The following is a 26,764-nucleotide window of genomic DNA, read 5'->3' on the forward strand; positions in this document are numbered from 1 at the left end:
CCTACCCCTGAACCCGACGCTCGCGACAGGAATGAGGCAGGAGTTCGGGGGCTATATCGGTACGGTTCTCCCCCACCGCACTCATTCCCGGCACCGGGGTATCGTAGCCGCAGAGCCAGGAAATGGGGCTGACGGGACTGCCGTCGACCCGTGCCGGCCGCAGGGTCAGGATACTGCCCTGCAGGGGGGCACCAATCTTGTTGCCAAGGTGGATGTGGATCGCGCCTTCCGCCACCTCAACGCCCGTTACATAGTTGGACGGCAGCAGCTCCGGAGCCGGCACTCCCGACGCCCTGTTGTCCTCCGGAAACGCCAGGTACTCCCGGTAGTAACTGTTGACCGCCTCCTTGATGGGGGCTGACAGGCTCAGGGCCTCCGCCATCTGGGCCCGCTGGATGTACTCCTGGTACCGGGGCAGCGCAATGGCCGCCAGGATGCCGATAATCGACACCACCACCATCAGCTCGATCAGGGTAAACCCCCGGGAAGCCCGAACCTTCCTGTTCATACAATCGCTCCTGTTGAGAAGATGGGTGAGTATGCGCCTGCCAGGAACAGCCCGATGCCCAGGGCGATCAGCACGCCAACCAGCGCGACCGCAACCTGCAGACACAGGACCACCCTGCGCGCCAGCGCTTCCGCCTGACGCCGGATAAGGCGTGGCAGGTCAGGTCCCGGAACCCGGCCCTGACAACAGGCCAGGTATTCCCGGGCGGTCGCGCTGCCCGGCGACTCGCCAACGGCATGGGCAACCGGCACCTGGATCAGGTCCGCCAGTTCCCGATAACGCCTGCCGATACCCCCGGGCATCCATCGCAATACCAGGCTGTCGGCACCGGAGGCGGGGAACCGGTACAGGCGCCGGACCTGCCAGGCAAGCAGCCAGACCAGGACCAGCAGGACAACCACCACACCGAGCAGGGCGCTACCCTGCTCGATCATGGCAAACGCCGGTGCGGTGCCGGGCACCTCGACACTGGTATAGAACTCCCGCATGCGCGGCAGCACCACCAAGTGGTAGATCGCCATCATGAAGCCCAGGACCAGCGACAGGGCGCTGAGATAAAGGAGCACGCCGCGCACCCGGGGCGGCGGCGCCAGGATGGGGCTGAAATCCTGTTCGCCGTACCAGCTCAGCAGGGGTTCGGCCGTATCGGGAGGTAGCCCCTGCAGACGCCGCAACGATGCCGCCCCCAGTGACCGGGCCGGCAGGGGTGCACCGAACGCTGTCAGCTCTCCCTCCTGGTGACAATCGGTGCCACCCGGCAGCAGACGACCGGGCGAGGCCTGGTAGTGACGACAGAGGAAATGGAAACGGTCCCAGTCCATGGGTGGCAACTCTCCCGGAAGAAAAAGGTGGAAGGCTGCATGCTATCGCAAAGCAGCCTGCAGTTCAGTATCTGTCGTCACAGATACCGCTACGGGTTAACCGGAAGTCCCCGGACATCCACCACTACTCCCGTTCCGGCCACTGCCCCGTCACCCGCTCGAAGTAATGGCTCTCGCAGGCCTCGCAGGGGGCAATCTGGCTGGTCGCCGTGAGGCATTTCATGTGGCCGCAATTGAGGCAGCGAAACATACCGGCGGTGGCCACCTCGCCGGAGAGGTAATGGGTGACGTTCTCGTTGTGGAGCTTCTGGTCCAGCTCCAGGGTATCCAGGCGGGTCTTGTCGGCGATGGAGAACAGCATGTCCGCCAGCTTGTGCTCCAGCAGTGACAGGTCCAGTTGCAGCCATTCCTTCAGGCCCTCGCCGGTGCCTTCCACATAGGTCACCAGGTGCTCCAGGTCCCGGCGCAGGTAGGCGGCCAGCAGGCTGGCCTCGTCCCGGGTCAGGCGCTTGAGCTCGGTCTCGAACTCCACCGCATCGTCGATCTCCTCGCGCAGGGTCTCCAGGGTCCGTTCCTCGGTCTCCGCCAGTCGGGCCTCCACCCGCTCCAGCATCCGGTCATAGGCCTTGAGTGCCTGTTCAGACAGTTGTTTTGGCTGCTGTTTCTTGTCCTGCTCGGTCATGGCAACTCCTCGCTACCGGGTTTCTTTCAGTGTGGCACATCAGGGCCACCGAACAAGTGCGGAATCACGCGGGGCGCGCAGCCCCCGGGAGCGGGTCGGACCGCTCTCACCGGCAGGCTACCTGTTGCGCCTGCAGTACGTTAGAATGTCCGGCCCATTTGACAACACTTTTCTGACAGGGGCCCTACACCCCTTTCGACACAAGGTAACGCACGGCAATGGCAGGAATGGACGAGCAATACAATCCCCGCGATGTTGAACAGAATGCCCGCAGATTCTGGGAAGACAACGACACCTTCACGGTGAAGGAGGAGCCCGGCAAACCCAAGTACTACTGCCTGTCCATGTTCCCCTACCCCAGTGGCAAGCTGCACATGGGCCACGTGCGCAACTACACCATTGGCGACGTGATCTCCCGTTACCAGCGCATGCAGGGCAAGAACGTGATGCAGCCCATGGGCTGGGACGCCTTCGGCCTGCCCGCCGAGAACGCCGCCATTGCCAACAAGTCCGCTCCTGCCAAGTGGACCCGGTCCAATATCGACTACATGAAGCAGCAGCTCAAGCAACTGGGCTTCGGCTACGACTGGCACCGGGAACTGGCCACTTGCGACCCGGACTACTACCGCTGGGAGCAGTGGTTCTTCGCCCGCCTGTACGAGAAAGGGCTGGTCTACAAGAAGATGTCCACCGTCAACTGGGACCCGGTGGACCAGACCGTTCTGGCCAACGAGCAGGTGGTGGACGGTCGTGGCTGGCGCTCCGGCGCCGTGGTGGAGCAGAAGAAGATTCCCCAGTGGTTCATCCGCATCACCGACTACGCCGAGGAACTGCTCAACGACCTGGATGACCTGGAAGACTGGCCGGAACAGGTCAAGACCATGCAGCGCAACTGGATCGGCAAGTCCATGGGCACCGAGCTGACCTTCCCGCTCAAGGACCGTGACGATGGTCTGACCGTGTACACCACCCGTCCGGATACCCTGATGGGTGTCACCTACATGGCGGTGTCCGCCGAGCACCCCCTGGCAAAGCAGGCTGCCGAGGAGCACTCCGACGTGGCCCGTTTCGTGGAGGAGTGCCGCAACAGCAAGGTGGCCGAAGCCGAGCTGGCGACCATGGAAAAGAAAGGCATCGACACCGGCCACAAGGCCATCCACCCCCTCACCCAGGAAGAGATCCCGGTGTGGGTCGCCAACTTCGTGCTCGCCGACTACGGTACCGGCGCCCTGATGTCCGTACCGGGCCACGACGAACGGGACCATGAGTTCGCCCGCAAGTACCGCTTGCCCATCCAGCAGGTGATTGCCGCCCGCGACGGCCGCGAGCTGGATGTCCAGGAAGAGGCCTTCACCGAGAAAGGCACCCTGGTATCCTCCGGCAGCTACAGCGGCCTGACCAGCGAGGAGGCCTTCGAGGCCATCGCCGATCACCTGGAAAAGAACGGCATTGGCAAGCGCACCGTCAACTACCGCCTGCGGGACTGGGGCGTATCACGCCAGCGTTACTGGGGCGCGCCCATTCCCATGATGACCCTGGAAGACGGCACCGAGATGCCGGTACCGGACGATAAGCTGCCGGTGCGCCTGCCGGAGGACGTGGAGATGGACGGCGTACAGTCCCCCATCAAGGCGGACCCGGAGTGGGCCAGAACCGACTACAATGGTCAACCGGCCACCCTGGAGACGGACACCTTTGACACCTTCATGGAGTCCTCCTGGTACTATGCCCGCTTCTGCAGCCCCAATTATGACAAGGGCATGCTGGACCCGTCTGCGGCCAACTACTGGCTGCCGGTGGACCAGTACATCGGCGGTATCGAGCACGCCATCCTGCACCTGCTCTACGCCCGCTTCTTCCACAAACTGTTGCGGGACGTGGGCCTGGTGACCAGTTCCGAGCCTTTCAACCGCCTGCTGTGCCAGGGCATGGTGCTGGCGGAGACCTACTACCGCACCGACGACGCCGGCAAGACCACCTGGATCGCCCCGGCGGATGTCACCGTCGAGCGGGACACCAAGGGTCAGGTGGTTAAGGCCGTGCATCGGGAAGACGGCCAGCCGGTGGAGATCGGCGGCGTCACCAAGATGTCCAAGTCCAAGAACAACGGCATCGATCCCCAGGCCATCATCGACCAGTACGGGGCCGATACCGTTCGCCTGTTCATGATGTTCGCCGCTCCCCCCGAGCAGTCCCTGGAGTGGTCCGACAGCGGCGTGGAAGGGGCCAACCGGTTCCTCAAACGCCTGTGGCGCCTGGTGCGCGAGCATACTGGCGGAGGCCCGGTGGCGGCCATTGACGTGGAGCAGTTGACCGACGCCCGCAGGGACCTGCGCCGCAAGACCCATGAGACCATTGCCAAGGTCAGCGACGACATCAGCCGCCGCCTCACCTTCAACACCTCCATCGCCGCCGTGATGGAGCTGCTTAACGAAGTGGCCAAGCTGGAGCCGAAGGACGAGCAGGACCGCGCCGTGATCCAGGAAGCCCTGGACGCCGCCGTGCTGATGCTCTCCCCCATCGCACCCCATATCTGCCATACCCTGTGGCAAGCCATGGGCCATGAGGAGCCGGTGGTGGACGCACACTGGCCCGTGGCCGATGAAAGTGCCATGGTACGCAGCCAGATCCAGGTGGTGTTGCAGGTGAACGGCAAGGTGCGCGCCAAGGCCGATGTGCCCGCGGATATCGACAAGGCCGACCTGGAGAAACTGGCCCTGGAGCACGACAACGTCACCCGCTTTACCGAAGGCAAGACGGTACGCAAGGTCATCGTGGTACCAGGCAAACTGGTCAACGTGGTTGCCAACTAACAGGTACCGACAGGTCAGTCCCGGGAGACGGCAATGAAACAGCTCAGACACGCCAGCACCCTTGCCCTGCTGACCCTGCTGGTCAGTGCCTGCGGGTTCCAGTTGCGGGGCGCCTCACCGGTGCCATCCGCCCTGGAGCCCATCTGGGTTGGTTGCCATGACGGCGTTCCCACGGAACTGTGCAACTCGCTGAAGTCCCAGTTCACCATTGGCGACGTGCAACTCGCCGACAGCCGGGAAGAGGCCGCCCACCTGCTCCTGCTGGGCGACTTCCGCCAGAACCAGCGTACCAGCGCCATCACCGCCCAGGCAGAAGCGGCGGAGTACGAGCTGCGCCAGACCGTCAGCGTGGTCCTGCAGACCCGCGAGGGCATTCCCCTGCTACCGGAAACCGAGGTCAGTGCCTCCCAGAGCTATCGCTTCGACTCCACCAGCGTGCTGGCCAAGCGCCGGGAGCGGGAGGAGATTGAACGTCAGCTCTACGACAACCTGGTACGACAGATCGGTTACCGGCTGGTGTCCTTCGACCAGGAGCGGATCGACGAGATCCTGGAAGCCACCAAAGACCAGCAGCAGAAGCCGTCACAATGAAGATCAACCCCGGGCAACTGGCACAGGCACTGGAGAAATCCCTGGCGCCAGTGTACCTGGTGTCCGGGGACGAACCCCTGCTGGTACAGGAAGCCTGCGACCAGATCCGCGCCAAAGCCCGGGACGCCGGCTTTAACGACCGCCAGGTCTACCATGCCGACCAGCACCTCAACTGGGGTTCGGTACGGGATGAGCTGGGGGCCATGTCGCTGTTTGCCGAACGCCGCCGCATCGAGATCCACCTGCCTTCCGGCAAGCTGGGGGACGGTCGCGATGTGATCGAACAGGCCCTTCTGGAACCCGCCGACGATATCCTCCTGCTGCTGATCAGTGCCCGCCTGGATGCTGCGGAAACCAAACGCAAGTGGTACAAGCAAATGCAGAAGGCCGGGGTCCATGTGACGGTGTGGCCCATCGATAACGACAAGTTCGGTGGCTGGCTGCAGCAGCGGGCCCGGTCCCGGGGATTGACCCTGACCCAGGGCGCCCTCGATCTGCTGACGGAACGGCTGGAAGGCAACCTGCTGGCCGCCAGCCAGGAACTGGACCGCCTGGAGTTGCTGACACGGGACAAGACGATCAACGAGGATGTGGTGGAGGACGCGGTGCAGTACAGCGCCCGCTTCAATATTTTCGAGGTGATCACCGACCTGCTGGCGGGCCGGGCTTCCCACGCCCAGAAAGTCATCACCTCACTGAGGCAGGAAGGGGAGAATCCCCTGGGCCTGCTGGCCATGCTGGTGCGGGATATCAACATGACACTGGAACTGCAGCAGGCCATGAAAAAGCGGGAGGTGCCCGGAAACTTCCTGAAGAAAAACGGCGTATTCCAGCCCCAGCGGGCCAGGGCCATTGAGCAGGCTGCCCGCCGGCTGAACGCCGCCCGCCTGCATCAGGCACTGAACCTGTGCAGTGACGCCGACCGGGCCGCCAAAGGCTTTGGTGACCTGCCGCCCTGGCACCATCTGTCCAACCTGGCGGCTTTACTACGGCAGTAAGCCGTTACTTCAACCGCTGGCGGATCCGCTCATACCCGGCTTTCAGCTCCTCACCCAGTTTGTGGGCGGTTTGCCGGGTTTCCTCGCCCACTTCCTCGGCATCGTGACGGACTTCATCCAGTTTCTGGCGGAATTTTTCCCAGTACTCGTCCAGGTCATCCCACTCGTCGCGGACATCCTGCCGGGCCAGATGGAGCTGGACTCTCAGTTCATCACGATACTGCTTGACGGTCTCCGAAAGTTTGTTCAGGTCGTCTTTCATGCTCATGGTTACCTCCTTGGTAACAATGATTGAACGAACTTAAACATGCGCCTGTTTCGGAAATGGTGTCAATACCCCGGAAACACAAGAGGCCGGCAATGGCCGGCCTCTTGTGAGGTTTCCAGCAATACCTTGATCTGAATCAGAACTCGTTGTCGGCATGCTCCATCATGGAGTGGCTGCCACTGCGAATGCTCTCCGCCAGCGCCACGGTCTGGGGCAGCAGACGCTCGTAGTAGAAACGGGCGGTCTTGAGCTTGCCGGTATAGAACCCGGAGCTGTCACCCTCCGCCTTCGGCGCCGCAGCCACCACGATCTTCGCCCACATGTAGGCCAGCGCGGTCATACCGAACAGATTGGTGTAGTCGGCGGAGGCTGCCCCCGGGGCATTCGGATCGTCCTTGGACTGGGCCACTACCTGCTCGGTGACATCGGACAGGCGCTCCAGGGCCGCAGCCAGGGGGGCCAGGAAAGGTGCCAGGGCGGGGTTGCCCTGCTCTTTCTCGATAAAGTCCGCCATATCCCCGGCAAACAGCTCGTACAGCTTGCCCTGGCTGCCCACCACCTTGCGGGCCATCAGGTCCAGGGCCTGGATGCCGTTGGCGCCCTCATAGATCTGGGTGATGCGGGCATCACGGACCAGTTGCTCCTGACCCCACTCACGGATATAGCCGTGGCCGCCAAACACCTGCTGGCCCAGCACACACATGTCAAAACCACGGTCGGTCAGGAACGCCTTGGCAACGGGGGTCAGCAGGGCCACCAGGCCCTCCGCCCGCTCACGGTCCTCGTCGTTATCCGAGAACTTGGCCACGTCCAGCCACTGGCCGACATAGGTGGAGAAGGCACGGCCACCTTCCACATAGCCCTTCATGGTGAGCAGCATGCGACGCACATCCGGGTGCACCACCAGCGGGTCAGCGGCCTTCTCCGGCTCGCGGGCACCGGTGGGGGCACGGCTCTGGATCCGCTCGAAGGCGTATTCCCGGGCGCTCTGAAGCGAGGCTTCCGCCGCCGCCAGGCCCTGGATACCCACACCCAGGCGTTCGTAGTTCATCATCGTGAACATGGCCGCCAGGCCCTTGTTCTCCTCACCCACAAGCCAGCCTTTGGCGCCGTCGAAGTTCATCACGCAGGTGGCGGAACCCTTGATGCCCATCTTCTTCTCCAGGGAACCGCAGCTGAAGGCGTTACGCTCACCCAGGGAGCCGTCATCGTTGACCAGGAACTTGGGCACCAGGAACAGGGAGATGCCCTTGGGCCCCTTGGGGGCGTCCGGCAACTTGGCCAATACGAAATGGACGATATTCTCGGCCATGTCATGCTCACCCCAGGTGATGAAAATCTTGGTACCGGTAATGCGGTAGCTGCCGTCGTCCTGGGGTTCCGCCTTACTGCGCATGATGCCCAGGTCGGTACCGCAATGGGGCTCGGTCAGGTCCATGGAACCGGACCAGACACCGGAGTAGAGGTTGGGCAGGTACTTTTCCTTCAGCGCCTCGCTGCCGTGGGCGTCCAGGGCCAGGCAGGCACCGGCGGTGAGCATGGGGGCCAGGCCAAAGGCCATGTTGGAGGCCTGCAGCATTTCCTCGAACTGGACGACCAGGGTCTTGGGCATGCCCATGCCACCGAAATCCGGGTTGCCACCCAGGCCGTTCCAGCCGCCTTCCACGATGGTCTGGTAGGCCTCCCGGAAGCCGTCCGGTGTAGTGACGTTGCCGTTGTCCCATTGACAACCCTGCTCGTCGCCTTCGCGGTTCAGGGGAGCGATGACATTGGTGGTGACCTTGCCGGCCTCCTCGACAATGGCGTCAGCCGTATCCGGATCGACCCGTTCAGCCAGCCGGGGCATCGATGCCCAGAGCGACGGCGCGTCAAATACCTCGTTCATGACGAAACGGATTTCCTGTAACGGAGCCTTATAGTCAGCCATCGTGTTTTCTCCAGTCTATTGGTATGGGGGAATAACGCCCTCTTTACGGGGCTTTCTCACAAAATAAAGGGGAAACAGTCTACCGCATCCGCCGCCTTTGGGGCAGCCTGAAGCGCCCGCAAAAAAGCCCGCGTCCTGACGGAGCGCGGGCTGGACTGGCCTTGGGCCGAAATCCACGGTATGCCTGAATCCGGCCCTGGCAACCGGGAGGTCACCAGGGTCTCACTCAGGTTGCGATCCTCAGAACGCGAAGTGCTCTTCCTGCATGTCCAGCAAGGTATCGGCACCGGCAAACATGGTTTCCACATGCGTGCGGGTACGCGGCAGCAGGCGCTTGAAGTAGAAACGGGCGGTCTGGACCTTGGCGTTGTAGAAGGCTTCCTCGGGAGTACCTTCACGCATGGCGTCCAGCGCCACCTTGGCGGACCGGGCCCACAGATAGGCGAATACCGCGTAGCCGGAGTACATCAGGTAGTCCACCGCAGCTGCACCCACTTCTTCACGGTTCTGCATGGCGGTCATGCCCAGCTTCATGGTGATCTCGCCCCACTCCTTGTTGATCTGTTGCAGCGGCTCGATGAACTCCTTCAGTTGCTCGTCGTCGGCATTTTCCTTGCAGAATACGTGGACAATCTTGGTGAACTGCTTGAGCGCCTCACCCTGGGTCATCAGGATCTTGCGGCCCAGCAGGTCCAGCGCCTGGATACCGGTGGTACCCTCGTAGATCATGCCGATACGGGCGTCACGGACGTTCTGTTCCATGCCCCACTCGGAGATGAAGCCGTGGCCACCGAAGACCTGCATGCCCAGGTTGGCGGACTCGTAGCCAATCTCGGTCAGGAAGGCCTTGGCGATTGGGGTCAGGAAGCCCAGCATGGCGTCAGCCGCCTTGCGCTCTTCCTCGGTCTTGCCGCGAACAACAATATCGGACTGCTGCGCCGCAAGGTAGATCAGGGCACGGGCGCCTTCGGCCACCGCCTTCTGGGTCAGCAGCATGCGGCGTACGTCCGGGTGGACGATGATCGGGTCGGCAATGCCGTCCGGGTTCTTGGGGCCGGACAGGGAGCGCATGGCCAGACGCTCCTTGGCGTAGGCCAGGGAACCCTGGAAGCCCAGCTCGGCGGCACCCAGACCCTGGATGGCGGTACCGATACGGGCGGTGTTCATGAAGGTGAACATGCAGTTCAGGCCCTTGTTCTCCGGGCCAATTAGCCAACCCTTGGCGCCATCGAAGTTCATGACACAGGTGGCGTTGCCGTGGATACCCATCTTGTGCTCCAGGGAGCCACAGGACACGGCGTTGCGCTCACCGGCGGAACCGTCGTCGTTGGGCAGGCACTTGGGCACGATGAACAGGGAGATACCCTTGGTGCCTTCCGGTGCGCCCGGCAGGCGGGCCAGCACGATATGGACGATGTTGTCCGCCATGTCGTGCTCGCCGGCGGAGATGAAGATCTTGGTACCGGTGATGCTGTAGGTGCCGTCAGCGTTAGGTTCGGCCTTGGTACGCAGGGTGCCCAGGTCGGAGCCGCAGTGGGGCTCGGTCAGGCACATGGTGCCAGTCCATTCGCCACTGACCAGCTTGCTCAGGTAGGTCTGCTTCTGTTCTTCGGTGCCGTGGGCCTCAACGGTGTTCATGGCGCCGTGGCTCAGGCCCGGATACATACCCCAGGACCAGTTGGCGGTGCCGACCATCTCGCTCATCACGATGCCCACGGAATTAGGCAGGCCCTGGCCACCGTATTCGGGGTCGGACGTCATGGAGGGCCAGCCGCCTTCCACGTACTGCTGGTAAGCTTCGCGGAAACCGGTGGGGGTCTTCACGCCGTCCTCGCTCCAGGTGCAGCCTTCACGGTCACCCACCTGGTTGAGCGGAGAGAGCACCTGCTCACAGAACTTGGCACCTTCCTGGACAATGGCATCCACCATATCCGGAGTGGCATCTTCCCCACCCTCGATAGAAGCGTAGTGCTGTTCGCTGCCAAGCAGCTCCTTCATTACGAACTGGATATCACGCAGGGGCGCTTTGTATTCGGGCATGAAATTCACCTCACGTCGATCAGGTTCGATCGCATATCGGACCTGATGATAAATCTGGTTGAACCGGCCACTCCCGTAACAGGGCAAACCGGAGAGTCCCGGGTTCGAAGCACTTTGACAGTGGCGCGGAGCAACATTGTAATGGGCGCTTCAAACGGCTGTTTGAAACATACGTTTATAGCCATCGTCTTGTCAAGACTTTTCGCTCGCTATAAACAGCTGCTGTGGGGAGTAAAAACGACGGACGGAAGGTTTCAGGCAACAGCCTGGAAGGCGGCCCTGCCACTGGCGGGATCAACCATACCGGAAACATCACGGTAGGCATTGGAGGCGCTGATACTCTGGCTACGACCAGATTCACGATCAGGGGATGCTTCTCCGGTTTCCCGGCTCTCGGATGACATTTCCATCTGGGCCTGCAACATCAGTTGCATGGCTTCGGCTGCCACGGCCCGGTCCTGTCCGGAGGGTTCCGCTGGTGCCAGGGCGGCGGCGCGAACGGTCCGCATTTTTTCGATGGTGGCCTGGGGGTCCCCCTGCACGGGCGAGGTGTCGATGGATACTTCCCCACCAACAGCATACTGGTTGCCGTCCGGGCCCCGCTCATAGGTGTAGCTGATGGATCCGGCGTACTGGCCGCCAACGGCCTGGTGGGCCTGTTCGTGGGCACGGACCTCCCGGTCTCGGGCCTTGAGGTCCCGGAGTTCCTTGAGCAGGGCCTCGTCCAGTTGCTGGCCGTTCTGCGCTGTCCTGTCGCTGGCGTTGTCGGGGCGTTGTTTTTCGCCCCGCTCGCCCCTGGCTTCAGGGGCCTCGTCGGCGGCACGGGCGGTTTCGGGGTTGCGGGATTCGGCGATATTGCGGCTTTCGGAGCCGGTTACGGGCTGTATGGTTCCCCGGCCGGTGGTGGGCTGTACCGGGAAGGGGTTGACGGTAGGCAGAGCAGAGGAGATTGCCATGGCCGGGCCCGTGTGTTGTTCCTAGGCTTTGAGGTCGAGGAGTGTGCCGAGGGTTTCGTCGGCGGTCTTGACGACCTGGGCGGAGGCTTCAACACTGCGCTTGTAAAGTTGGAGGTCGGTGATCGGTTCGATCAGGCTGTTGCCGCCGTCGGCACTGCCACGGGGGCCGTCAACGCCACCACGGGCGATTTGCCGGGCGGCGCCGTCCATACCGCGCATGCCGTCCTGGACACCCTGGATGCCAATGTTCAGTGCATTGTTGATCATCATGGGACTGCTGTCTCCCGGACTTTTCACCAGGGTATATTGGGCCACAGGAGTGTATAAAATTCAAACAGGTTTGGTTACGGAATGTTGCTAGCCTTTGGGTGTGGTGCCTGAGCAATCGGCGGGGTGCCCTTTTCCGGGACACGCCGTAGATCCATCCCTGGAGGCTCTTCAAAAACGTCCATGTTTGAAAAGGGCACCCCACCGCTTGCTCTCCGACTACGTGCGTACCTCCAAAAAGAGATACATCAAATCGGAGAAGCCCTTCCCAGCAACGGCTCAATATCCAGCTCCCCCGCCAGCGCATTGATATCCGCCGTCGGAGACCATGGCAGTACACCAAGACACGGCGCCCCCATATGTCCCTTCAGGAAATCCAGGGTTTCTTCCTCGCAGCTCATGACCGTTTCCTCGGGGCGATTGGCGACCCAGCCGGCGACGGTCAGGCCGTCGTGGCGGATGGCTTCGACGGTAAGCAGGGCATGATTGATGCAACCCAGGCGCAGGGGGACGACGACGATGACGCCCAGGCCCAATTCATTGGGGACCCGGGCATAGGTTTCCCGGTCGTTGAGGGGGACCCGCCAGCCGCCGGCGCCTTCGATGAGCATCAGGTCGGCGGGTTTCATCATCAGGCCCCGGGCCAGGCCCACCAGTCGTTGGGCGGAGAGTGTCCGGCCGGCCTGGATGGCGGCGACGTGGGGGGCGATGGCCGGTTCCAGGGCGATGGGGTTGACCTGCTCGTAGGGCAGCACTTCGGTCATGTGTTCCATCAGCAGCAGGGCGTCTTCGTTCTTCAGGCCATCCGGTGTCTGTTCGCAGCCGGAGGCCACGGGCTTCATGGCCACGGTGCGCAGGGACAGGTCGGCGGCTTTCTGCAGGATGGCTGCCGATACAACGCTCTTGCCAACTTCGGTATCGGTGCCGGTGACAAAATAGGTTCGTCTGGCCAAGATTCGGTCCTCCCGGTGGATTGTCGTTGCGCCTGGCTCAGGAGTGGGGCAGGCGCAACGCAGGAAAGGGTTTCATGATTATCGCAAATGATGGCATGCCAGCGGTTGCCGGACTACAGGGCTTCAGGCATTGGCCAGGGCCCGGTCCACGACACCCTGGGGAGCGCATTCACGAAGGGCGGTCAGGAGCTGGTCCAGCTGTTCTTCGGTGTGGGATGCACTGAAGGTGACCCGCAGCCGCGATTCCCCCTGGGGGACGGTTGGCGGGCGTATGGCGGTAACCAGTAAGCCCCGCCTCTCCAGTTCACCGCTCAGGCGCACCGCTTCGTGGGGATCACCGATCATGATGGGCTGGATCGGGGTCGCCGAAGGCATCAGCTCATAGCCCATGATCGCCGCTTCGGAGCGGAAGCGGTTGATCAGCCGGGTCAGGTGCCCGCGCCGGTGTTCATCCTGTTCCACCAGGTCAACGCTGCGGCAGGAAGCGGTGGCCAGGGCCGGTGGCATGGCGGTGGTGTAGATGTAGGACCGGGCTTTCTGGACCAGGTAGTCCAGTAGCATGGGCGGGCCGGCGACGAAGGCGCCGCTGGTGCCGAAGGCCTTGCCCAGGGTGCCCACTACCAGGGGAACGTCCTCTTCCGACAGGCCAGCCTGCAGCACCGAGCCCCTGCCTTCGGGGCCGACACAGCCGAAGCCGTGGGCGTCGTCCACCACCAGCAGGGCGTCGTGGCGCCGGCACAGGGCCGCCAGTTCCCGCAGGGGGGCGATGTCGCCATCCATGCTGAATACGCCGTCGGTGACCACCAGCTTGTGGCCGTCGGTTTCCGCCAGTTGTTCGGCCAGGGTTTCGGTATCCGAGTGGGGGTAGATACGCACCCGGGCACCGCTGAGGCGACAGCCGTCGATAATGGAGGCGTGGTTGAGGGCGTCGGAGAAGATGGTATCGCCCTTCCCCGCCAGCGCGGTGATCACGCCGACGTTGGCCATGTAGCCGGTGGAGAAGAACAGTGCCCCGGAGCGTCGGGTAAAGGCCGCCAGCTTCTCCTCCAGGCGGTGGTGCTCACTGTGGTGACCGCAGATCAGGTGGGAGGCGGCGCCGCCCAGGCCATGTTCGTCGAGGCCGGCCCGGGTGGCGGCCACCAGCTCGGGGTGGCTGGCCAGGCCCAGGTAGTCGTTGGAACAGAAGGCCAGTACCGGTTCACCGTCCGCCGTCAGCAGCGGCTGGTGGGGACCGGACATCTGGCGGCGGATGCGGTAGAGCCCGGCTTCCCGGCGCTGCTCCAGTTCGGCGGCGAAGTCTCGCATCAGGCGCTCTTGGCGGCGTCGTAGAACAGGTGACGGTTGCGCTCTTCCTCCAGGGCGTGAACCAGGGCTTCCTCGTGCTCTTCCTCGGAGTGCTTGACCGCATGCTCTTCCGGACGGATACCCAGGCGTTTGAACAGCTGACGGTCGTGGTCCGCTTCCGGGTTGGCGGTAGTCAGCAACTTTTCACCATAGAAGATGGAGTTGGCGCCAGCCATGAAGCACAGGGCCTGCATCTGGTCGTTCATATCCTCACGACCGGCGGACAGGCGTACGTGGGACTGGGGCATAAGGATGCGGGCCACGGCGATGGTGCGCACGAATTCGAAAGGATCCAGGTCTTCCACGTCTTCCATCGGGGTGCCGGCCACCTTGACCAGCATGTTGATGGGCACACTTTCCGGATGGTGCGGCAGGTTGGCCAGCTGCATCAGCAGCCCGGAGCGGTCATCGGCATCCTCACCCATTCCCATGATGCCACCACAGCAGACCTTCATGCCGGCCTTGCGTACCCGCTCCAGGGTGTCCAGACGGTCCTGGTAGGTGCGGGTGGTGATGATGTGATTGTAGTACTTCTCGGAGGTGTCCAGGTTGTGGTTGTAGTAGTCCAGCCCGGCGTCGGCCAGCTCGGTGGCCTGGTCGTCGTTGAGCATGCCCAGGGTCATGCAGGTTTCAAGGCCCAGGGATTTGACCTGGCGTACCATCTCGGTGACGTAGGGCATGTCCTTCTTGGTGGGACTGCGCCAGGCGGCCCCCATGCAGAAACGTGAAGCCCCTTTCTCCCGGGCGGCCTTGGCTTCCGCGACCACCTTTTCGATTTCCAGCAACTTTTCCTTCTCCAGACCGGTGTTGTAGTGGCCGCTCTGGGGGCAGTACTTGCAGTCCTCGGGACAGGCGCCGGTCTTGATGGACAGCAGGGTGCTGACCTGGACCTCGTTGGGGTCGAAATGCTGCCGGTGGACACCCTGGGCCCTGAAGATCAGGTCGTTGAAGGGGAGCGCGAACAGGTCGCTGATTTCCTGAAGGGACCAGTCGTGTCGGATGGCGGTAGCAGTCATGGGGTTATCCTGTTAACTTTTTAGCGAATCAGGTTTACGGATAAACCGCATGATAAAGCCCCTCGCCTCCCTGTCAACCGGATTTCGACATCTGGTTAACCAGATCACCGGACATTCCAGGTTTCCAGCCACCGGTGACAATCACCGGATACTGCCCGATCTTTGCGTCTCCTGCCTGGCGCCCCAGTCCTCGAACGGACTCTGCGGGGGCTGCCGTGAAGACCTGCCGGCCAACACCACCGCCTGCTTCCGGTGCGGCCTGCCCCTGGTGCTTGCGACGCCGGGGCCCGGTCTGGTCTGCGGCGAGTGCCTCAAGAGTCCACCGGCCTTCGGGCGGGCCTTCATCCCCTGGCGCTACCAGTTCCCGGTCGACCGGATGATCGGCCGCTACAAGTACCGGGGGCAGCGTCAGTTCGCCCGCCCCCTGCTGGCGGACTACGTGACGCAGGTGCAGGAGATGCTGGCGGAGGAACCCGAGCGGCGGCCGCAGTTGCTGGTCGCCGCACCCATGCACCGCAAACGCCAGCGCAGACGCGGCTTCAACCAGGCGGCGGAAATCGCCGAGGCCATCAGCCTTGGCACCGGCATTCCCTGGACGGATGGCCTGTTGCAACGGGTCCGCGCCACCACCGCCCAGTCGGGGCTGGACCGGCGACAGCGGTTGTCGAACCTCAGGGGCGTGTTCGAGGTTACCGGGACGGTGCCCGGGCATGTGGCGGTGGTGGACGATGTGGTCACCACCGGCGCCACTGCCCGCACCCTGGCCTCGCTGCTGCGCCGGCATGGCGCCCGCACCGTGGAAGTCTGGGCCCTGGCCCGCACACCGGTGCAGCGATCAGGCCAGTCGTTCTCTCACATGGCGGGCGATAGCGAGGCTGGCGGTCAGCCCCGGTGATTCTATACCGAACAGGTGAACCAGTCCCGGAATACCATGATGGCCTTCGTCATCGATGCGAAAATCCGCGAACCCGCTGTCCGGGCCCGCCAGCTTGGGCCTGACCCCTGCGTAGGCCGGCTGCAGCCGTGCCGGGTCCAGCCCCGGCCACCAGCGACGGACCGACGCCGCGAAGGCCTGGCGGCGCCCCGGATCAACGGTGTAGTCCGGCGCCGGCACCCACTCCACATCCGGTCCGAACCGGGCCTGCCCGGCCAGGTCCAGGGTCAGGTGGACACCCAGGCCACCGGGTTCGGGGACCGGATAGATCAGGGTGTTGAACGGGTGACGCCCGCTGTAGGAAAAGTAGACGCCCCGGGCAAAGTGCGCTTCCGGGCAGGCAGCCGCATCAAGGCCGGACCAGGAGCGGGCAAGGTGGACCGCCTCCAGGCCGGCGGCGTTCACCACCCGCCGGCACCGTACCTCGCAGGGCGACGCCCCGCCAACCGTCAGCCGGTGCATGGCATGATCGCTGTACGCAGCCTCCACGGGAGCCTGGCAGACCAGTTGCCCCCCGGCGGCTTCCAGTTCTCCGAGCAGCGACACCATCAGATCATGACTGCTGACTATGCCGGTACGGGGAGAGAACAGCCCGGCGGTGGCCTTCACCCCCGGCAATGCCCGCTCCAGCGACGCCCCTTCCGCCACCTGCAGCTCAACCCCGTTGTCCGTCGCGGCCCGGTGCACCTGCTCCAGCCGCTCGTGCTGGCCCTGATCGCTGGCAATGATCCACTTTCCCGTCTGTCGGTGGCCCACCGGAAAATGGCGGCAATAGTCGTAGAGCAGCTCCCTGCCCTGCAGGCACAGGCGCGCCTTGAGGGAATGCTTCGGGTAGTAGAGTCCGGCATGGATGACTTCGCTGTTCCTGGACGAGATGCCCTCGCCAAAGTGGCCGGCCCGTTCCAGTACGATCACCTGCTGGCCCGCCTGTGCCAGCTCACGGGCCACGGCCAGGCCCACCACGCCGGCGCCGATCACCACCGTATCGATTTCCAGGGTTTCCACCTCATTCCTCCGGGCTAATGAACTGTCGGCTCAGGAACCGGTATACTGTCTCTCTTATTCTAACAGCGCAACGGGAGCACCATGTCCTCGGACGACCAACCGGCCAGCACCAGCAGCCATCCCTATGACAATCTGAAACCGGATATCATCCTGGATGCGGTGGAAGACGAAGGTTTTCCCGTCAGCGGTCGACTGTTTGCCCTCAACAGCTATGAGAACCGGGTATACCAGGTGGGGCTGGACGACCAGCCGCCGGTGATCGTCAAGTTCTACCGGCCGGGACGCTGGACCGAGGACCAGATCCGCGAGGAACACGCTTTCACCCTGCAATTGGAGGACGCGGACGTGCCCGTGGTGGCACCCATGAGACTGCCCTCCGGCGACACCCTCGGTCGCGGCGGCGACTTCCTGTTTGCGGTCTTCCCCCAGCGGGGCGGACAGGCCCCCGACACCAGTACCCCGGATACCCTCTACCGCCTGGGCCAGTGGCTGGGCCAGCTTCACAATATTGGTGCCAGTAAACCCTTCCAGCACCGGCCGGCCATGTCGATCCTGCCCGCCATCACCAACTTCAGTGCCTATCTGACGGACAACGGCTGGGTTCCGGACGACCTGCGCCCGGCCTGGGACAGCCTGATTCCAGACCTGATCGACGCCTGTGCCCGGCTGGTGGATGAAGCCGGCGAACTCACCAGTATCCGCCTCCACGGCGACTGCCACGCCGGCAATATCCTGGTGCGCGAAGAGCAACTGCTGTTTGTGGACCTGGATGACTGTCGCAGCGGGCCGGCCATACAGGACCTGTGGCTGCTGCTGAACGGGGACGACCAGGAACGCGGCCTCCAGTTTGGCGAATTGCTGGAGGGCTACGAGATGTTCCGGGACTTCAACCGCCGGGAACGCTACCTGATCGAACCCCTGCGCTGCTACCGGCAACTGTCCCACTGCGCCTGGCTGGCCCAGCGCTGGGACGACCCGGCCTTCCCCCGCTTCTTCCCCTGGTTTGCCCAGCCCCGGTTCTGGTCTGACCAGGTGCTGTCGCTGCGGGAACAGCTCGCGGCCCTGCAGGGGCCGGTGCTGACCATTCCCGGCCAGTATTAACCCCGCCTGACACACATTCGCATTCGGAGACACCATGAGCCAACGCGAGGCCTCCTTTAGCATCCGCAGCCTGATTGCCACTGCCGTGGTCAGCATTATCGCCACGGTCGTGGTGCTGGAAATGAGTGGCAGGATCAGCCACAGCGACAACAAGGACCATGTGCCGGTGGGCGAGTTCGAGGCCATCCACATCACGCCGGACCAGCCCTTCCGCATGTCCTCCAGATCGTCGGAACTGCACGCCACCTGCCAGAATGGCTATCTGGCCATTGCCGCCGACGCGGACCCCGGGTACCAGGGCATCCTGGTGGACTACAAGAACCGGGGCATACGCTGCCACCCGACTGCCATACAGGCTCAGGAGTGACGGAAACATCATGACAGAAGATCGCAACAGAACGGCCAAACCGGCCCAGGCGCTGGACACCCTGTACGCCGCCGACCAGCCCCGGCAGGACTTCCGCTTCGATGCCTCAGTGGCCCGGGTCTTCCCGGACATGATCCGGCGCTCCGTGCCCGGCTACACCACGATCATCCCGATGATCGAGGTCATCACCGAGCAGTACGTACAGCCTGGCTCCCACTGCTATGACCTGGGCTGCTCCCTGGGCGCTTCGACCCTGGCCATGCGCCATGGCATGCGGGAATCCGGCTGCACCCTGGTGGGGGTGGACAATTCCGGTGCCATGATCGAGCGCTGCGAACATTACATCGCCCTGGACGATCATCCCCAGCCGGTGGTGTTACGTTGCGAGGATATCCTGGACACGCCGATCAAGGATGCGTCGGTGACCACCCTGAACTTCACCCTGCAGTTCGTGGATCCGAACCGGCGCCTGGAGCTGCTGACCCGCATCGCCGAGGCCACGCGCCCGGGGGGCATACTGATCCTGTCGGAAAAAATCCGTTTCGAGGACCACGCCGAACAGGACACCCAGACCCGGCTGCACCATGAATTCAAGCGGGCCAATGGCTACTCAGACCTGGAGATCAGCCAGAAGCGTTCCGCCCTGGAGCAGGTGCTGATTCCCGAAACCCTGGCGGAACACCGGGCCAGGCTGGAACAGGCTGGCTTCCGGAACATCATGGTCTGGTACCAGTGCTTTAATTTTGTATCCATGCTGGCGTTCAAGCCGGCCTGATTGAGGAGTGAGTATTACCATGGCGGAGTTCGACTGGCAGGCCACCTGGTCAGACATGCTGCTACGCCTGGAGAAGGAAGGCTGGCAGGACTGGGCCGATGCCATCCGCACCCAGCTTTACCGCCGCTTTGTGGAGAATCCTCACGGCGACCTGCCGCGCTGGCAGGATGCCCTTGCCCACCTGCCCGACCGACAGGATTCAATGGTCTATGGCGACCGCAGCGAGGTGACGGTGGATAGCCTGGTTCCCCTGTCGTCCCCGGAAGCGGAGCTGATGGAGAAGGGGCTGCGAGGGCTGATGCCCTGGCGTAAGGGACCGTTCCGTTTCTTCGGCACCCACATCGACACCGAGTGGCGCTCCGACTGGAAATGGGACCGGGTGGCGCCCGCCCTGTCGGACCTGTCCGGTCGACGCGTCCTGGATGTGGGCTGCGGTTCCGGCTACCACCTCTGGCGCATGTTCGGGGCCGGCGCGGCGGAGGTGATCGGCATTGACCCGGGCCTGTTGTTCCTGTGCCAGTTCCTGGCGGTCAAGCGATACCAGCCCACGGCCCCGGTGGACCTGCTGCCCCTGCGCATCGAGGACCTGCCCCGTCCCCTGGAATACTTCGACACCACTTTCTCCATGGGAGTGCTCTACCATCGACGCTCCCCCATCGACCACCTGCTGGAGCTGAAGGACACCCTGCGCCCCGGCGGCGAGCTGGTGCTGGAAACCCTGGTGGTGGAGGGCCCGGAAGGCTATACCTTGATGCCGGAGGATCGCTACGGACGCATGCGCAACGTCTGGTTCCTGCCCTCGTGCCCCACCCTGTTACGCTGGATGGCCAGGGCCGGCCTGGAGGGGGCCGAGGTGGTGGATGTCACGGTCACCACCACGATGGAGCAACGGTCCACGGACTGGATGAGGTTCCAGTCCCTGGAGCACTTCCTGGATCCCAATGACCACACCCTTACCATCGAGGGTTATCCCGGACCACAGCGGGCCACGGTGATCGCCCGCAAGCCCGGTTAGAGGAGTCTGCACGGTAGAAAGTCACACCGCTGCGACCGCCCCACAACGAAAAAGCCCCTGAAGCGATCACCGCGTCAGGGGCTTTTTCATCATGGCTTCCGGACCGGGATTATGCCCCGAACGGATGACGCATGGTAATGGTCTCCACCCGGTCCGGACCGGTGGAAATAATATCGATGGGCGCCTCGATCTGCTCCTCCAGGAAGCGGATATAGGCACGGGCGTTGGCCGGAAGCTGGTCCATACTGGTCAGCCCGACGGTGCTCTCGCTCCAGCCCGGCAGTTCCTCGTAAACCGGCTCGATCAGACCGTATTCCTCACAGTTGATCGGCGGGCGACTCATCTCGCCATCCGGCGTCTTGTAGCCCACACAGACCTTGACCGTCTCCATGCCATCCAGCACATCCAGCTTGGTCAGGCAGATACCGGACACACTGTTGATCTGGATGGCGTGGCGCAGGGCCACGGCGTCAAACCAGCCACAGCGGCGTGAGCGACCGGTGGTGGTGCCGATCTCGTTGCCCTTCACCGCCAGGTGCTGGCCCAGGTCGTCGAACAGTTCCGTCGGGAAGGGACCGGAACCCACCCTGGTGGTATAGGCCTTGGTGATGCCCAGCACATAGTCCAGGAACAGGGGGCCGAAACCGGAGCCGGTGGCGGTACCGCCCGCGGTGGTATTGGAGGAGGTGACGTAGGGGTAGGTTCCCAGGTCGATATCCAGCAGGGAGCCCTGGGCGCCCTCGAACAGGATGTTCTCACCGCGCTTGCGGTAGTCGTGCAGCAGGTCGGTGACGTCTGCGGCCATGGGCAGGATCTCGTCGCCCATTTGCTTCAGGGTGGCCAGGGCCTGGTCCACGTCCTCGGGCTCTTCCCCGAAGTATTCGGTGAGCACGAAGTTATGGTAGTGCATGATCTCCCGCAGCTTTTCCTCGAAAGCCCGGGGATTGTGGAGGTCCCCCAGGCGCAGGCCACGACGGGACACCTTGTCCTCGTAGGCGGGGCCGATACCACGACCGGTGGTGCCGATCTTGTCATTGCCCCGGGCCCGCTCACGGGCCTGGTCAATGCGGATGTGGGTGGGCAGGATCAGCGGGCAGGCGTAACTGATGCGCAGCCGGTCACGGACCGCAACTCCGCTATCCTCAAGCTGGCGTACCTCCTTGAGCAGGGCATCCGGGGACAGCACCACGCCATTACCGATCAGGCACTGGACATGCTTTCGCAGGATGCCGGAGGGGATCAGGTGCAGCGCGGTTTTCTTGCCCTCGATCACCAGGGTGTGGCCCGCGTTGTGGCCACCCTGGAAACGGACCACAGCCGCCACCTGGTCGGTGAGCAGGTCGACGATTTTTCCTTTGCCTTCATCACCCCATTGGGTGCCCAGCACTACGACGTTCTTTCCCATGACAATCTCTCATACCGTCCGGCCAGGGACCGGTCACTGTCAGAATGAATGCGGGTGCATCCGAACACGGGCCACGCCCGGCGTCAGTATGCGCCCAGTTGTTCCACCACCCACTGCCCGTCGTGCTGCACCAGTACCCGATCACAGCCCCGTTCCGCCGGATCGGCACCGGCATCCTCGGGCAGTGCGCGCACCACGGTTTCCGTCATCCGCAAGCCGGCAATGGTGGCGTCCAGCGCGGGATCGGCGTCCGCCGGGGCCCAGATCGCCGAACGGGAGCGACCGGCACGGCGCCCCAGCGTCACCAGCGCCCTGACATCCAGGCTGAAGCCGGTGGCAGGCCGGGCACGGCCAAAATCCTGGCCGATGGCATCGTAACGGCCACCCTTGCCTACTGCATCGCCGTGACCGGGCACATAGACCGCAAACACCAGGCCGGTGTGATAGTTGTAGCCGCGTAACTCGCAGAAATCGAAACCCAGGCTCAGATCAGGGTGGGTTTCCATCAGATGATCCGCTACCCGCTGCAACTGGTCCAGTGCCTGTAGTACGTTGTCCGGCGCACCGGCCAGGGCCTCCCGGGCACGCCCCAGGGCATCACGACCGCCACTGACCCGAGCCAGCACCCTCAGCAGGGCGCCGGGGGAATCCGGCGGGCAGTCACCCAGAAGCTGGTCCAGCTCCGGTACCGACTTGCGGGCCATGGCGTCGAAAATGGCCGCCTCGGTCTCGTCGTTGAACGCCGCCGCCTCAATCAGTGACTGGTAAATGGCCACATGGGCCAGATCCAGGTGCACCTCGCCAATGCCCGCCACCCTCAGGGTTTCCAGCATCAGGCGGATCACCTCCAGGTCGGCCTCCTCCGAGGCACTGCCGAACAGCTCGCAACCAGCCTGGATGGGCGTACGCCCGGTCAGCATATGCTGTGGACGGGCATGGAGCACATGGCCTGCGTAACAGAGCCGGGTGATGCCTTCCTGGTGCAGGGTATGGGCATCGATGCGGGCGGCCTGGGGCGTCATGTCGGCCCGGACCCCCATCATGCGACCGGTGAGCTGGTCGGTGAGCTTGAAGGTCTGCAGGGCCAGGTCATGGCCGGTGCCGGTAAACAGGGACTCCAGGTATTCGATCAGCGGCGGGATCACCAACTGGTACCCCCAGCGTTGGCAGGTATCCATGATGTCCCGGCGCAGGGATTCGATCTGGCCGGCCAGGGGCGGCAGGATGTCCTCGACGCCGTCGGGGAGCAGCCAGCGGTCAGAAACCGTCATATCCTGTTTACCTTCTGCTGAATTCAGTTGGGGCGGGGAGCCCGGGGCGGCACCAAACTTTACCCAAAACCCGGCGGATTCTACACCTTTGACGGTCGCAAAAAAACCGGACCGCTCCGCCAGCTGACGGAGGGGCCCGGTTTTCGGGTCAAACCACCCCAGGTATTACTCGGTTGCCGGGCTGGCCTCCTTGAAATACCGCAGGAACTCGTTGTTGCTGTCGATCACCATAATGTCGTCCTTGCCGGAGAAGGTCTTCTGGTAGGCCTCCAGGCTACGGTACAACTGGTAGAACTCGGGGTTGCGGCCATAGGCACCCGCATAGATACGGGCGGCCTCGCCATCCCCTTCACCGCGGGTTTCCTCGGCGGTGGCAAAAGCCTCCGCCAGGACCACCGTGCGCTGGCGATCGGCGTCGGCGCGGATACCTTCGGCCAGCTCACGCCCCCGGGAACGGAACTCCTGGGCCAGCTTCTCACGTTCGGTGGCCATGCGGCGGTAGACGTTCTGGCTGACCGATTCGGGCAGTTCGATGGCCTTCACCCGGATGTCCAGCACCTCGATACCGAACGCTTCCATGACCCGCTCATTGACCCGGCCCCGCAAGGTTTCCATCAGCTCATCGCGCTGGCCGGAGACCACCTCATGCATGGTACGGACACCGAACTCGTCCCGCAGGCCATTGTCGATACGGGACAGCAGCAGTGACTGGGCACGCAACTCGTCGCCACCGGTGGACCGGTAGTACTCGTCCACGTCACGGATACGCCAGGCCACGTAGGAATCCACATCCAGCGGTTTCTTCTCGATGGTCAGGTACTGCTTGGCGGGCAGGTCCGTGGTCAGCACCCGGATATCAAACTGCCGCACCTGATCCACCACCGGGACCTTGAAGTGCAGCCCCGCCGGCACATCGGTCTCGATCAGCTCACCAAAGCGCAGCACCACACCCCGGTGGGTTTCCGGGATGATGAACACACTGGACAGGACCAGCAGGATAACGACCAGGGCCCCTGCAAGGCCCGCTATGCTTTTAGGCCCCATGATTATCGACTCCTCCGGCTGTTACTCAGTTCCTGACGGTTGCGCAGCTCCTCGATGACACGGTCGGTCAGCGCCTGAATACCCTGCTCATCCTGTCGCTGGCTGCTGTCCTGTGTGTCCGAACCGCCTGTTGTACCGGCACTGGCGCCACGGCCACTGAACATGCGATCCAGGGGCAGGTACATCATGTTGCCGGTACTGGCAGTGTCCACAAGCACCTTGGTGGTGTTGGAATAGACATTCTCCAGGGCCTGCAGGTACATGCGCTCACGGGTGACCACCGGCGCGTCCTGATAGACCGACAGCAGTTCGGTGAAGCGGGCGGTTTCACCACGGGCCCGTTCGACGACTTCATCACGGTACGCCCTGGCTTCTTCCACCAGGCGCTGGGCGCGACCCCGGGCTTCCGGGACCACCCGGTTACGGTAGGTTTCCGCCTCTTCCTTGAAACGTTGCTCGTCTTCCCGGGCCCGCTGGACCTCGCGGAAGGCGTCCTGCACCGCGGGCGGTGGCTGGGTGCTTTCCACGTTGACCTGGACGATTTCCAGGCCGGTGCCGTAATCGACCAGGAAGCGTTGCAGCCGCTGCTCCACATTGATGGCCAGCTCGGCACGACCCTCGGTCAAGACATCATCCAGACCGGAACTACCCACCTCGTGACGCAGGGCGCTGTCGGTGGCAAAGGCCAGGGCCTGGTTGGAATCCCGCACATTCAGCACATAAGCCTTGGCGTCGGACACCCGGTACTGCACCTGGAGGTCCACGGTAACGATGTTCTCGTCCTGGGTCAGCATCTGACCCTGGGATTCAGCGTTCCGTACGTTGGTGACACGAACCTTGGTAGCCGACTCGATCAGCGGCATCTTGAAGCGCAGGCCCGGATTCTCGGTACGATGGTATTCACCGAAGCGGAGAACCACGGCCCGCTCCTGCTCGTCAACCGTGTAGAAGGACTGGAAGACCACATAGCCCACCACGATGATGGCCCCCAGGGCGAACACGGCACCCAGTCCGGCAGCACCACCGCCCTTGCCGCCGGAACCACCGGAACCGCCCGAGCGATTGCCGCCCTTGCCTCCGAGCATGCGGTTGAGCTTGTCCAGCCCCTTCTTCAGGGCCTCATCCAGGTCCGGGGGCCCCTGATCATTGCCGCCACGACCGCCTCCGGTACCCCAGGGGTCATTGTCGTTGCGATTTCCACCCGGTTCATTCCAGGCCATAGTTCTCTCCGTCTATGCGTTTAAAGCTTTGGGAATGGCTGCAAATACTAGGGATTTATACGTGCCCCGGCAATAGCCTTGGCCGGCGGGACGGTGAAAACCCGCGCCATGACTCAGGGGGCCTCTACCCTGACCCGCTCTTCGGCCAGACCGGCCCGGCTGAGTAACTGGAACCAGTCCCGGCTCTGCAGGCGAACCTCCAGCACCACGTCGCCGTTGTCCCGGTATGCCTCATGAATCACCGAACCGGCTTCATGCAGCAGAGCCCGCAACTTACCGTCGGCGGGCCCCAGCACCACGGACTGGTGAAGCAGGTCTTCCGCCAGGCGCTCGACTACGGCATCGTACAGCAACTCGAGGCCATCGCCGGAATGGGCCGACACCCAGACCCGTACCGGGTCGCCATCCTCGTTACGCTCCACCCGGGGCCGGAAATCCTCCAGCAGGTCAATCTTGTTGAACACCTGCAATACGGGCACTTCGTCCGCCCCGATCTCATGGAGTACGGAATCCACCTGCTCCATGTTCTCGTCGCGACGGTCGTCATGGCAGTCCACCACATGCAGCAGCAGGGAGGCCTGGGTGGTTTCCTCCAGGGTCGCCCGGAAGGCTTCCACCAGCTTGTGCGGCAGGTGCCGGATGAATCCAACGGTGTCCGCAAGAACGACCGGGCCAATGTCAGGAAGTTCCAGCCGCCTCAGGGTGGGGTCCAGGGTGGCAAACAACTGGTCCGCCGCATAGACCCCGGATTCGGTAATCCGGTTGAACAGAGTGGATTTGCCGGCGTTGGTGTACCCCACCAGGGATACGGTGGGAATATCGGCACGCTTGCGGGCCCGGCGACCCTGGTCTCGCTGGCGGCGGACCTTTTCGAGGCGCCTGTGGATGGCCTTGATCCGCTCCCGCAGCAGGCGACGGTCCGTTTCCAACTGGGTTTCACCCGGCCCCCGCAGGCCGATACCGCCTTTCTGGCGCTCCAGGTGGGTCCAGCCCCGCACCAGTCGGGTGGCCATGTGCTCAAGCTGCGCCAGTTCCACCTGCAGCTTGCCCTCATGGGTGCGGGCCCGCTGGGCAAAGATATCGAGGATCACCCCGGTGCGGTCGAGAACCCGACATTTCAGTTCCCGTTCAATGTTCCGCTCCTGGCTCGGGCTGAGGGCATGGTTGAACAGTACCACATCGGCCTCGCTGGCTTTCGCCAGATCCCGGATTTCCTCCAGCTTGCCTTCCCCTACGAACAGGCGGGGGCTGGGCTGGTTGCGGGAACCGGTAATCTCCGCCACCGCTTCCACACCGGCGGATGTCACCAGCTCGCGGAATTCCCCAAGGTCTTCCGCATCACTGCCGTGGGAGCTGAACTCTATGTGAACGAGCACGGCTCGTTCACCCACATCGGGACGTTCAAACAATCAGTCTTTCTCCAGTCATTGCAATGCAAAAACC

The 26,764-nt window shown here is 63.4% G+C and carries 25 protein-coding genes; 8 read left to right on the plus strand and 17 right to left on the minus strand.

Annotated features, from left to right (window positions below):
- Position 1: 1 nt before the first annotated feature.
- From ACJO3T_RS10455 to ACJO3T_RS10465, 3 genes are all read right to left on the minus strand, one after another.
- Positions 2-508, minus strand: a complete 507-nt coding sequence (locus tag ACJO3T_RS10455; RefSeq protein ID WP_406964152.1) for a pilin — start codon at positions 506-508, stop codon at positions 2-4.
- Positions 505-1,329 carry a hypothetical protein gene (locus tag ACJO3T_RS10460; protein WP_406978446.1) on the minus strand — a complete coding sequence of 275 codons (825 nt, stop codon included), beginning with the start codon at positions 1,327-1,329 and terminating at the stop codon, positions 505-507. Before ACJO3T_RS10460 ends, ACJO3T_RS10455 begins: the two co-directional genes overlap by 4 nt.
- Positions 1,330-1,453: 124 nt before the next feature.
- Complete coding sequence (locus tag ACJO3T_RS10465; RefSeq protein WP_406964149.1) at positions 1,454-2,011, minus strand: zinc ribbon-containing protein; 558 nt, start codon at positions 2,009-2,011, stop codon at positions 1,454-1,456.
- Between the two features lie 227 nt (positions 2,012-2,238).
- Between ACJO3T_RS10465 and leuS the strand changes: the two genes are divergently transcribed.
- The 3 genes from leuS to holA are packed head-to-tail and all read left to right on the plus strand — an operon-like array spanning position 2,239 to position 6,413.
- Complete coding sequence (gene leuS, locus ACJO3T_RS10470) at positions 2,239-4,824, plus strand: leucine--tRNA ligase (RefSeq protein WP_406964180.1); 2,586 nt, start codon at positions 2,239-2,241, stop codon at positions 4,822-4,824.
- Positions 4,825-4,857: 33 nt separating this feature from the next.
- Positions 4,858-5,415 (plus strand): LPS-assembly lipoprotein LptE, encoded by a 558-nt coding sequence (locus tag ACJO3T_RS10475; RefSeq protein ID WP_406964148.1) that lies wholly within the window; start codon positions 4,858-4,860, stop codon positions 5,413-5,415.
- Positions 5,412-6,413, plus strand: a complete 1,002-nt coding sequence (gene holA / locus ACJO3T_RS10480; protein WP_406964147.1) for a DNA polymerase III subunit delta — start codon at positions 5,412-5,414, stop codon at positions 6,411-6,413. Before ACJO3T_RS10475 ends, holA begins: the two co-directional genes overlap by 4 nt.
- Positions 6,414-6,417: 4 nt before the next feature.
- Here the strand turns inward: holA and ACJO3T_RS10485 are convergent, their stop codons facing one another.
- The 8 genes from ACJO3T_RS10485 to bioB form a co-directional block, all read right to left on the minus strand.
- A complete protein-coding gene (locus ACJO3T_RS10485; RefSeq protein WP_406964146.1) occupies positions 6,418-6,681 on the minus strand; it encodes a hypothetical protein in 264 nt (87 codons plus the stop codon).
- Positions 6,682-6,817: 136 nt separating this feature from the next.
- Complete coding sequence (locus tag ACJO3T_RS10490; RefSeq protein WP_406964145.1) at positions 6,818-8,608, minus strand: acyl-CoA dehydrogenase C-terminal domain-containing protein; 1,791 nt, start codon at positions 8,606-8,608, stop codon at positions 6,818-6,820.
- Between the two features lie 240 nt (positions 8,609-8,848).
- Complete coding sequence (locus ACJO3T_RS10495) at positions 8,849-10,648, minus strand: acyl-CoA dehydrogenase C-terminal domain-containing protein (RefSeq protein WP_406978447.1); 1,800 nt, start codon at positions 10,646-10,648, stop codon at positions 8,849-8,851.
- A gap of 254 nt (positions 10,649-10,902) precedes the next feature.
- Positions 10,903-11,604: a putative metalloprotease CJM1_0395 family protein gene (locus ACJO3T_RS10500; RefSeq protein ID WP_406978448.1), complete on the minus strand. Its 702-nt coding sequence runs from the start codon at positions 11,602-11,604 to the stop codon at positions 10,903-10,905.
- Between the two features lie 21 nt (positions 11,605-11,625).
- Entirely contained in the window at positions 11,626-11,871 is a 246-nt protein-coding gene (locus ACJO3T_RS10505; RefSeq protein ID WP_406964179.1) for a flagellar biosynthesis protein FlgE, read from the minus strand.
- A 248-nt stretch (positions 11,872-12,119) separates the two neighbouring features.
- Positions 12,120-12,824 (minus strand): dethiobiotin synthase, encoded by a 705-nt coding sequence (gene bioD / locus ACJO3T_RS10510; protein ID WP_406964124.1) that lies wholly within the window; start codon positions 12,822-12,824, stop codon positions 12,120-12,122.
- Between the two features lie 123 nt (positions 12,825-12,947).
- Positions 12,948-14,129 (minus strand): 8-amino-7-oxononanoate synthase, encoded by a 1,182-nt coding sequence (bioF, locus tag ACJO3T_RS10515; protein ID WP_406978449.1) that lies wholly within the window; start codon positions 14,127-14,129, stop codon positions 12,948-12,950.
- Positions 14,129-15,184 carry a biotin synthase BioB gene (gene bioB, locus ACJO3T_RS10520; RefSeq protein ID WP_406978450.1) on the minus strand — a complete coding sequence of 352 codons (1,056 nt, stop codon included), beginning with the start codon at positions 15,182-15,184 and terminating at the stop codon, positions 14,129-14,131. Before bioB ends, bioF begins: the two co-directional genes overlap by 1 nt.
- A gap of 49 nt (positions 15,185-15,233) precedes the next feature.
- On the opposite strand from bioB, the gene ACJO3T_RS10525 reads away from it, so the two are divergent.
- Complete coding sequence (locus ACJO3T_RS10525) at positions 15,234-16,079, plus strand: ComFC family protein (protein WP_406978451.1); 846 nt, start codon at positions 15,234-15,236, stop codon at positions 16,077-16,079.
- Here the strand turns inward: ACJO3T_RS10525 and ACJO3T_RS10530 are convergent.
- Entirely contained in the window at positions 16,020-17,123 is a 1,104-nt protein-coding gene (locus ACJO3T_RS10530; protein ID WP_406964120.1) for an NAD(P)/FAD-dependent oxidoreductase, read from the minus strand. The two genes, ACJO3T_RS10525 and ACJO3T_RS10530, sit on opposite strands and share 60 nt — an antisense overlap.
- Positions 17,124-17,204: 81 nt before the next feature.
- Here ACJO3T_RS10530 and ACJO3T_RS10535 point away from each other — a divergent pair, with 81 nt between their 5' ends.
- Genes ACJO3T_RS10535 through cmoB form a run of 4 tightly spaced genes read left to right on the plus strand, consistent with a single transcriptional unit; the run spans position 17,205 to position 20,381 of the window.
- Positions 17,205-18,224, plus strand: coding sequence for a serine/threonine protein kinase (locus ACJO3T_RS10535; RefSeq protein ID WP_406964119.1), 1,020 nt, complete (start codon positions 17,205-17,207; stop codon positions 18,222-18,224).
- A gap of 34 nt (positions 18,225-18,258) precedes the next feature.
- The gene (locus ACJO3T_RS10540; protein ID WP_406964118.1) at positions 18,259-18,591 is read left to right on the plus strand and encodes a PA3694 family proteiin; all 333 of its coding nucleotides are present in this window, start codon (positions 18,259-18,261) and stop codon (positions 18,589-18,591) included.
- A gap of 10 nt (positions 18,592-18,601) precedes the next feature.
- On the plus strand, positions 18,602-19,366 hold the full coding sequence (gene cmoA / locus ACJO3T_RS10545) for a carboxy-S-adenosyl-L-methionine synthase CmoA (RefSeq protein ID WP_406978452.1): 765 nt from the start codon (positions 18,602-18,604) through the stop codon (positions 19,364-19,366).
- 13 nt (positions 19,367-19,379) lie between these two features.
- On the plus strand, positions 19,380-20,381 hold the full coding sequence (cmoB, locus tag ACJO3T_RS10550) for a tRNA 5-methoxyuridine(34)/uridine 5-oxyacetic acid(34) synthase CmoB (protein WP_406978455.1): 1,002 nt from the start codon (positions 19,380-19,382) through the stop codon (positions 20,379-20,381).
- A gap of 109 nt (positions 20,382-20,490) precedes the next feature.
- Here cmoB and ACJO3T_RS10555 read toward each other — a convergent pair whose 3' ends face one another.
- From ACJO3T_RS10555 to hflX, 5 genes are all read right to left on the minus strand, one after another.
- Entirely contained in the window at positions 20,491-21,786 is a 1,296-nt protein-coding gene (locus tag ACJO3T_RS10555; RefSeq protein WP_406964116.1) for an adenylosuccinate synthase, read from the minus strand.
- An 83-nt stretch (positions 21,787-21,869) separates the two neighbouring features.
- The gene (locus tag ACJO3T_RS10560) at positions 21,870-23,057 is read right to left on the minus strand and encodes an ATP phosphoribosyltransferase regulatory subunit (RefSeq protein WP_406964115.1); all 1,188 of its coding nucleotides are present in this window, start codon (positions 23,055-23,057) and stop codon (positions 21,870-21,872) included.
- Positions 23,058-23,222: 165 nt separating this feature from the next.
- On the minus strand, positions 23,223-24,101 hold the full coding sequence (gene hflC, locus ACJO3T_RS10565; protein WP_406964114.1) for a protease modulator HflC: 879 nt from the start codon (positions 24,099-24,101) through the stop codon (positions 23,223-23,225).
- A 2-nt stretch (positions 24,102-24,103) separates the two neighbouring features.
- Complete coding sequence (hflK, locus tag ACJO3T_RS10570) at positions 24,104-25,321, minus strand: FtsH protease activity modulator HflK (RefSeq protein WP_406964113.1); 1,218 nt, start codon at positions 25,319-25,321, stop codon at positions 24,104-24,106.
- 113 nt (positions 25,322-25,434) lie between these two features.
- Positions 25,435-26,730 carry a ribosome rescue GTPase HflX gene (gene hflX, locus ACJO3T_RS10575; RefSeq protein ID WP_406964112.1) on the minus strand — a complete coding sequence of 432 codons (1,296 nt, stop codon included), beginning with the start codon at positions 26,728-26,730 and terminating at the stop codon, positions 25,435-25,437.
- Positions 26,731-26,764: the final 34 nt, after the last annotated feature.

This window comes from Marinobacter shunpengi, assembly GCF_045449715.1.
GTDB lineage: Bacteria > Pseudomonadota > Gammaproteobacteria > Pseudomonadales > Oleiphilaceae > Marinobacter.